Origin of the sequence: Planktothrix paucivesiculata PCC 9631 (assembly GCF_900009265.2) — a bacterium.
GTDB lineage: Bacteria > Cyanobacteriota > Cyanobacteriia > Cyanobacteriales > Microcoleaceae > Planktothrix > Planktothrix paucivesiculata.
Window position 1 is genome coordinate 555247 of record NZ_LR735018.1, and the last position, 4467, is coordinate 559713.

Below are 4467 nucleotides of genomic sequence, written 5' to 3' on the forward strand. Positions count from 1 at the left end.
CCCCTGCCCTATATGACTTTACCTAAATTTAAACCCAAAGTTCCCCGCCGTAGCGTTGAAGAATTCAAAAGACAAGGGATGTGGACAATCACTGGTAGATTGAGCTATTTAACCTACGGATTGCGCTACGGACTTTATTCTCTAATACCTCCTTCCCTGCGCTGGTTCTTCCCCTTAATTCAAGAAGATGTTAGGGACTTATTTAGACCGGAAACCGAAGAAGAAACCGCCGCCGAAGAAATTCCGCCATCCGTTGAAATACAGGAAGAATTTCTATCTGGTGGTTTATCGCTTTATGAAAAATATCGCTGTCCATTTAAAAACCCTTTAAACTGTCAAGAACCTCGTGCAGCGATCGCAGATAATCCTGAAGTAAAATCCTGCCCTAAATGTAGCTTTCCCGCCCCCTTACCCTCTCTAGGAGAAATCCAAGGAAAACGAGGACGTTATCGAATTGAACGCTTTATTAATAGTCAAGGTCAGAAGCGAATTTATACCGGGATTCAATTACTAGAAGAACAACCCGTTATGATTCAAGAATATTTACTCCCGAAACGTTATTTTAACGAAAAAGAAGCGATTCAAACCCAAATTGCCTTTGAAAATATTAGTGGTTTATCCTTAGCCGATGGTAGAGTCCAAACCGGGCGGATTACAGAAGTTATGGAAGCGATTAGCGATCGCAATGATCGTGAACGATGCTATCTAATTACTACTATTAATGATGGTATCACCGCCCGCACCTATTTAACTCGAAAAGGGGCAATGTCCCCCCGTCAAATTCGTTACTTTACAAACCAAGCACTGCAAAGTTTAGAATACCTTCACGGTCAAAAATTCCGCTTACCAAACGGCCAAATTCAAGCCACTTTTGTTCATGGCAATTTGAGCCTTGATAGTGTGTTTATTTCACCTCAAGAACAACTTTATTTTCATGATCCCCAATTTCGCGTTTATTTGGGAGATTTAGCCCTGTGGGAAAGGTTATTTGATCCCCCTCCCTCTGTCCGTCTAATTCCCACCGTCGCCCAAGATTTAAAAGCATTAGGTTATGTCTGTTTTTACCTATTAGCAGGAGGTGAACGGGATCAAAATGATCGGTTCTTCGACCCTAGATTAAGTCAAGATTGGGGTAAAACGGATATAGCCCTGAAATTGTTTTTATTGCGTTTATTAGAACTTGATACCCCCTTTGGAAGTGCCACAGAAGCCCGTCGCGCCCTGTTAAACTTACCCGAAGAAAACCTCATAGTAGAGACGCGCGATGGCACGTTTTTACCGGGGTTAGAAGCCCGTAAACGCCGGAAAAAGTGGTGGTGGTGGCTATTGCTATTTTTCCTTGTAGGTTTGTTGGTGAGTGGGTTAGCCTGGTGGCTGTGGCGGCGACCCGTAGCAATGGCTAAGAATAATATTCCCTGCTGTATTAGCGATGTGGCTGGAGTTCCGACTGGGAAATTTACTTACAGTGGGGAGGAGAATGGGATTTGGAATTATATTTGGCGACAACCTAACCTAATTCAAAAAGATCAAACCTTAGAAGCAGAATTTGCCGAACGACGGCCTCAACTTCAGTTAAAATATCTGCCCCAACCCACAGGGGAAAAAGCGATCAAGGAAGTTCAATTAGGAAATGTTGATTTTGCCATTAGCAGTCTGACAACCAATCTTAGCAACGACCTCAAGGCGCGAACCTTTGCCTATGACGGTTTGGCCGTTTACGTTCCCTTTAGTTATGAACAACGGGATTTGTCTCTGCCAAAATATCTTAACGGCCAAATTAGCATTCAACAATTGCAACAACTCTACACCGGACGCATTACCAACTGGCAACAGTTAGGGGGGCCAGACTTACCCGTGCGGCTGTATATTCCTAAGAGTCAGGAAGCGATCCGTCTTTTTGAGGATCGTGTCCTTCAAGAAGCCGAATTAATTGCACAATTTAGGAAAATGGTAGAAAGGGGCGATCGCACCTCTCGATCCGGGAATTCTGAGGGGAATCTGCCGAAAATCGTACAAATGTCAACTATTTCGGCGTTGCGGACTGTTTTGCAAGAGTTTGAAAACGAACAAATAGGGGCGATTGGGTTTGGGGCGATCTCGCAAGTATTTGGCCAGTGTTCAGTGTATCCTTTAGCCATAGGCGATCGCAATAACAAGTTCATTCAACCCTTGATCCAAGAAAATCACCAACCTATTGATCCGACTACCGACTTGTGCAGTCAAAAAGGCAGTTATTACCCAGATTACCAAGCCTTTCAGACAGGTGATTATCCCCTAGCCTATCCCCTGGCGGTTATTTTCAGGCGCGATAACCGTCGAGAAGCCATCGGTGATCGGTTTGCCGAAATTTTGAACACCCAAGAAAGCCAGGAGTTACTAAGTAAAACCGGTATTATACCTATTCTTAATCCGCGAAATCCGTGAAATCCCTTTAATCCGTGATCAAGATTCGACCTTTGGTTAATACCTACCGACCTCCCGATTTTTTATACTAGGCATAATTAGGAGAGGTTCGCTTGTTATGGCATTCAATCAAGACATTCCGGCGAATTGGAAACCCATCAGCGAATTAAATGCTCCTGCGGGTTACGGCGCCTCAGCTAAAATTCAGAGCAATCAGCCTGATAGTGACTCTGAAACTAATTTTGATCACCTCTGCAATATTGCCGAAGAAATCAGAAACGACCCTTTAAAAATGCGGTTGTTAGCTGACCGAATTTATCAACTGATGTTAGAAGATTTACGTTGGCAAAAAGAACGTAGTATGAATTATAGAGGTTGAATATAAAAATCATGCAAAAAAATTATATTACCGTTAATCGTTTCTATGTTGAAATAGAAAGCGAAGTTAGAGCCTCCTTTACCGAGTGTTCTGGTTTAGGAGTTAATGTTAAAAAAGAAACCTATTTAGAAGGGGGTGTTAATGATCAACAAAGAATTATTTTAGGTCATGCTGAATTTACCGATGTCACTCTTAAACGGGGAATGACTGATGATTTAACATTTTGGGAATGGATTAATTCTGTTATAAGCGAGATACCCAAAAGCCGTCGAAATGTTAATATATTACTCTTTAATCAAGCTGGAGAAACCATGATGTGTTGGACATTAATTGGTGCAGTTCCGATTAGTTGGAAAGCTCCTGGATTTCAAGCCGATGGCAACTCAGTTGCGATTGAAGAATTAACTTTAGCCTATGAAGGTTTACAACTAAAAACTAACCAAGGAGGAGGTCGGGCAAGTGTTGGTTTAAGTCGAGTTGGTGCTGGATTTTTTCCTAGTAATTAGACAGGTATTTTATTGATGGCTGAGTCAATGGAAAATCAACAAAATATTAATAAAGAAAGTGCCGAAACACCCCTTGAAGAAGAAACTCTAGGAATTAAAAATCCTCTTTTGACCCCAACGACCTTGGGACAGAACTTTTTGTCCCTGCAATCAATATCACCTCTGGGTTCACGGTCAATTAACCTAATTAATTGGTCATTAATTTCTCCCAATCAAACCCTATTACAAAGTTTTCAGGATCATGAAAATTGGCAGGATTCTTCAATAAGTGAATTTCGACCATTCACCCCAAATTTATTAACTGAAAATTCACCAGTTATTCAACCACCATCGGACAAAACTGTACCCCCTTCAATCCCAATTCAACTCTCATCAGAATTACCCATACAACAACAAACAGAAAACCCATCTTCAGATTCAGAATTACCCATACAACAACAAATAGAAACCGCATCTTCAGATTCAGAATTACCCATACAACCACAAACAGAAACCATTTTTCCTTTTCGGACAGATCAAAAAACACGAAAAAACTCTATTACTCAAAATAGTAAAAGTTCTACATCTCATTTTTTCCAAAAAAAATCGGAATTTCCTAGAGAAAAAATAGCCCAAGAACCTGTTAATAAATTATCAAAAAAACCAATAGAAAATCAGGAAATATCAACAACAGAAGAATCAGTTATTAATTCTACAGAAGCTGATTCTTTACCCGAAATTAATCCCACAGATATTGCTACACCAGAAATTCCTAATTATTCTCCTCTCCAAAAACAATCGGATTCCACAATTAATCCCACGGAAAGTAGTGATTTCACAGATATTATTACACCGAAAATTTCTAATTGTACCCCTCTCCAAAAACAATCGGATTTCACAATTAATCCCACGGAAAGTAGTGATTCTACAGATATTGTTACACCGAAAATTTCTAATTATACCCCTCTCCAAAAACAATCAGATTCTACCGTTGACAACATTCCCAAAACCGAATCCACATCAACAATTAACCCCACAGATATTATTAACCCAGAAATTTCTAATTATACCCCTCTCCAAAAACAACCGGATTCCACAATTAATCCCACGGAAAGTAGTGATTCCATGGATATTGCTACACCAGAAATTCCTACTTATACCCCTCTCCAAAAACAACCGGATTCCACAATTAATCCCACA

General features: G+C 40.5%; 4 protein-coding genes. All 4 read left to right on the plus strand.

Annotation, left to right across the window (positions count from 1 at the left end; genetic code table 11):
* The coding region (locus PL9631_RS16625) for a substrate-binding domain-containing protein (RefSeq protein WP_083621992.1) at positions 1-2424 on the plus strand (2424 nt) is incomplete at its 5' end.
* Positions 2425-2521: 97 nt separating this feature from the next.
* Complete coding sequence (locus PL9631_RS16630; RefSeq protein ID WP_083621994.1) at positions 2522-2782, plus strand: hypothetical protein; 261 nt, start codon at positions 2522-2524, stop codon at positions 2780-2782.
* An 11-nt stretch (positions 2783-2793) separates the two neighbouring features.
* The gene (locus tag PL9631_RS16635) at positions 2794-3288 is read left to right on the plus strand and encodes a phage tail protein (protein ID WP_083621996.1); all 495 of its coding nucleotides are present in this window, start codon (positions 2794-2796) and stop codon (positions 3286-3288) included.
* Between the two features lie 27 nt (positions 3289-3315).
* Positions 3316-4467 (plus strand): hypothetical protein (locus PL9631_RS26205; RefSeq protein ID WP_197046391.1); only part of this gene is annotated, 1152 nt, incomplete at its 3' end.

Coding starts and splice junctions, on each gene's coding strand:
- PL9631_RS16635 (WP_083621996.1), top strand. CDS start 2,794: ATGCAAAAAAATTATATTACCGTTAATCGTTTCTATGTTGAAATAGAA.
- PL9631_RS16630 (WP_083621994.1), top strand. CDS start 2,522: ATGGCATTCAATCAAGACATTCCGGCGAATTGGAAACCCATCAGCGAA.